Annotated in this window: 4 protein-coding genes and 1 pseudogene; 1 reads left to right on the forward strand and 4 read right to left on the reverse strand. The window is 69.7% G+C overall.

The features are described 5' to 3' along the window. Positions 1–534 (forward strand): annotated as a pseudogene (locus HUU94_RS12195) (hypothetical protein); the annotation flags it as partial. A gap of 212 nt (positions 535–746) precedes the next feature. On the opposite strand, the gene HUU94_RS12200 reads toward HUU94_RS12195, so the two are convergent. The 4 genes from HUU94_RS12200 to HUU94_RS12215 form a co-directional block, all read right to left on the reverse strand. Further along, complete coding sequence (locus tag HUU94_RS12200; RefSeq protein ID WP_174275339.1) at positions 747–1,973, reverse strand: NAD(P)/FAD-dependent oxidoreductase; 1,227 nt, start codon at positions 1,971–1,973, stop codon at positions 747–749. A gap of 142 nt (positions 1,974–2,115) precedes the next feature. Then, complete coding sequence (locus HUU94_RS12205; protein ID WP_174275340.1) at positions 2,116–2,496, reverse strand: YdbL family protein; 381 nt, start codon at positions 2,494–2,496, stop codon at positions 2,116–2,118. Next, entirely contained in the window at positions 2,496–2,675 is a 180-nt protein-coding gene (locus HUU94_RS12210) for a YnbE family lipoprotein (RefSeq protein ID WP_174275342.1), read from the reverse strand. Before HUU94_RS12210 ends, HUU94_RS12205 begins: the two co-directional genes overlap by 1 nt. A 47-nt stretch (positions 2,676–2,722) precedes the next feature. Beyond that, positions 2,723–3,914: YdbH domain-containing protein (locus HUU94_RS12215; RefSeq protein WP_174275341.1), on the reverse strand; the 1,192-nt coding region annotated here is incomplete at its 5' end.

The raw sequence follows: 3,914 nt of genomic DNA on the forward strand, positions 1-3,914 counted from the left end.
GACCGCCGCGCCGCCGAAAGCGCGGTGGCGGCGGTGGCGAAGGCCGCGCCGTCGCTGCTGGCGGCGGCGCGCGCCTGCCTGCCGGATACGGTCGAAAGCCTCGATATCTGGCGGCGGGCGTTCGCGCTGACCTATGCCGCCGAGCTTCGCGCCGAACGCAGGGCGCGCGGCACCTCGGTGGTCGATGCCGATCCCGATCGCTACCGCCGCTTCACGCTTCCCGCTCTGGCATCGGCTGGGATCGGCGCCAGCGCCGCGGGCGACACGCTGACCTTCGCGCGCCCGCTCACCGATTGCGAGCGCAAGGAAGGCGCACGCGGCTGGGCGCGGCGGCGGCGCGAAGGCAAGGCGCTGACGCTCGCCCGCCTCGCCAAGGCCAGCGCCACCTATGCGGGCGGGCTCGACTATCTCGCCTGGAAGATCGGCCGCCACTCCGGCGAGCCGGTGACGATCAAGCCCTGGCAACGCCGCTGGCCCATCCTGGGGGCGATGACGCTGCTTCCGAAGCTGGTCGCCAAGGGCGCGGTGCGCTGAAGCACCCCCTCCGTCCCCGTCCCCCGTCATCCCAGCGAAGGATGGGATCTCGTGCCACAAGCCGCACCCTCCTGATCAGGAGACCCCAGCTTTCGCTGGGGTGACGTTAAAGGTGGCTGAAACGTCACCCCGTCCTTGAGCCGGGGTCCCGCTTCTTCTTCGACGTCGGCAGGTAAGCGGGACCCCGGATCAAGTCCGGGGTGACGAAGATGTCAGGCCGCCATGACTTCCTTCAGCGGCACCCCGGCATCCCCCAGCCGCGCCACATCGGGCCTCGCGCCCTCCACGACCAGCGCGCGTCCCTGGACATAATCCTTGGTCGCGTTGACGCAGTCGAGCGCGATCACGCGGCCCTGCTTGAGATAGACGATCGAGAAGCTCCGCGCCGCCGGATCGCCGCGCTGGACCAGCGCGTCATAGCCGATCGACAGCCCGACCGTCTGCAAGCGCAGATCATATTGGTTCGACCAGAACCATGGCACCGCATGATAATCGACGGGATTGCCCCCGATCGTCTTGGCGACGACATTGGCCTGGTCGTTGGCGTTCTGCACCGATTCCACCCGGATTTCAGTGCCTTCCGCGAAGTCGTTGGCATGCAGTGCGCAGTCGCCGATCGCGAAGATATCGGGCAGGCTGGTGCGGCATTGCCTGTCGACCCTGACGCCGTTGCCGCCGTCCGCGCCCGCCGCGAGCAAAGGCTCGACCGCGGGGACGATACCGATGCCGACGATCACCATCTCGCACGGCAGGACCTCGCCGTCCTCCAGCCGCACGCCGCAGGCGCGGCCGTCCTTCTCCTCGATGCACGCGACCTTGGCGCCCAGCCGCACGTCGACGCCGTGCGCGCGATGCTCAGCCTCATAGAAGCGCGACAAAGGCTCGCCCGCGACGCGCGCCAGCACGCGATCGAGCGCCTCCAGCACGGTGACATGCTTGCCGAACTTGGCGAGCACCGCCGCCGCCTCCAGCCCGATATAGCCGCCGCCGATCACCACCGCGCGGGTCGTGCCCGCCAGCTCGCGCATCATCCGATCGGCGTCGGCGCGGGTGCGGACGGTATGGACGCCGATCAGATCGTGCCCCGAACAGACCAGCCGGCGCGGCGCGCCGCCCGTCGCCCAGATCAGATAGCCATAGCCGATCGTGGCGCCGTCGTCGGTGCGCAGGCTGTGCGCCTCGGCATCGACCGCGACGACGCGGCGCGACAGCAGCGTCGTCACCTGCCGCTCTTCCCAGAAGGCCGGCGGGCGGATCAGGATGCGCTCGAACGTCCTGTCGCCCGAGAGATAGTCCTTGCTCAGCGGCGGCCGTTCGTAGGGCAGCTCGGGCTCGTCGCCGATCATCGCGATCGTGCCTTCGAACTTGGCCTGGCGAAGCGCGATCGCCGCCTGCGCGCCGCCATGGCCCGCACCCACGATCACGACGTCATATTGCATCGGTTCCAATCCTCTCCATCGTCTCCGCGCCGGGCGCGGCCGGAGCGCTCCTTAGCGACGGGACCGAAGGATGGCATGCCCTTTTGTGTTCTCGGGCATGATGAAGGTCCTCCCCTGGAAGGGGAGGATCAATTCAGGAGCGTCAGCCGCCGCACTGGCTGGGCAGCGTCACCGGCGCGCCGGTCCGCGTCGACCAGACGCCGCGCGCGACGCTGTAGGCGCGGCCCGCGCGCAGGTTGCTCAGCGTCTTGCAGCCGATCGAGGCGGCGAAGGCTTCGATCGGCACGTTCCTGGCCTGCGCGACCTGCGTATAGCCCTCGCGCCGCTTGATGTTGATCGCCTCGACCTCGGCGCGCAGTTCCGGCGAGGGCGCGCGGACGAAGCCGAGATAGCCGTCGGACTGCTCGCCGACCACGCCACTCTCCAGCGCCGCCTCGATCCCGGCGCCCTGCGCGAGCACGGGGACCGCCGCGACGAGTGCCAGCGGGGCGAGGGCGAAACGGAATGGGGAGCGGGACGTCATCATTTTGGAAACAGGTCCGGATTGTTGGCGATGAAGTCCTCGGCATCCTTCTTCAGGCTGACGACGACCTCCTGCTTGACGTTGATGTTGAGATTGATCTCGATCGGCTTGTCCGGCGCCTTCACCGTCACGCACGCCCCCAGCACGAGCGGCAGGATCAGGATCGGGCGGCGGATCATCGCCGATGGGCTCGCATCGCAACGCTTCGTCGTCAAGCAATAGCCTTTCATCGCACGAGCGGGGTTGCCGGAGGCTGAACGGCGGGCGGGCGGGCGGCGAGGCCCTGCACCCCCTGGAGCAGCAGCCCGGGATCGGCATAGCTGCGCGCCGAGCCGACGAGCCCGCGAAACGGTGCGCGGATGGCGATGTTGAAGCGGAACGGCAGGTTGCGGATCGCGCGCGCGACGATCGATCTCTCGCCGGTCGCCTGGCGGACGCCCTCGAAGCGCACCTTGCTGACGATCTCGCCCTCCAGCTTGCCGTCGAGGCTGATCGTCAGCGCCGAATAGCGGATCGCCTTCAGCGCATCGAAGGCGAGCCTGCCGATCGTGCCGATGTCCGCGTTGCTGAGCTCGCCGACATAAGCGAGCGTCCCCGGCCCGCGCGCGACGAGCGCGCCGCCCTCGATCCGGCCGCCGGTCGCGTCGAAGATCATCGGCAGGCGGCCGTCGAACGTGCCGGTCGCGGCGATGTTGGGGAAATCGAGCTGCTGGATGAAGGTCGCGGCATCGAGCCCGGCGATCGTGAAGGTCAGGCGGCGATCGGTGGGGCGCGAGAAATCGAGGATTCCCGGTTCCAGCATCAGCGTGCCGCCCGCGAACGGCCAGCGCGCATCCTCCACCGCGACGCGATTGCCCGGCAAGAGCTGGTAATGCGCGATGCCGTCGCCGACGATCACGCCGGGGTTGAGCGCGGCGATCCGCGCCTCCTGGTGCGGGGCGCTGACGAGGCCGAGCAGATCGGTGAAATGAATGCGGGTGGCGATCCCCGAAACCGGCCCGAAGGCGGCGGCGAGATCGAGCGCGTCGGTGTGGAAATCGCCGCCACTGCGCGTTTCGCGCGGGGTCCAGTCGATCCGCCCCCGCCCCGTGACGACGCCCGTGACATTGGCGACGACCCCAAGCGTCAGCGGGGTCAGCATCTCGGGTTGCAGCCCGCCGCGCCGGAAGGCGATGCCCGGCACGTCGAGCGTCGCATCGCCGACCCCGCTCGCCAGATCGTGGCGCAGCACGACATCGGCGATCCGCTCGCGCCGCCCCAGCGGCTGGAGGCTCGCCCGGCCCGTCACCCTGCCCGCGACCAGCGCCAGCGCGACGTCGCCCGACGCCATCGGCTTGAAGCGCGGTGACGCGGCGCGGTCGGCGATCTTCAGCGCGCCATCGAGGTGGAGCGCGCCATGCTCCAGCCGCCACCCGCCC

This window comes from Sphingomonas bacterium (genome assembly GCF_903644055.1).
Lineage (GTDB): Bacteria > Pseudomonadota > Alphaproteobacteria > Sphingomonadales > Sphingomonadaceae > Sphingomonas_I.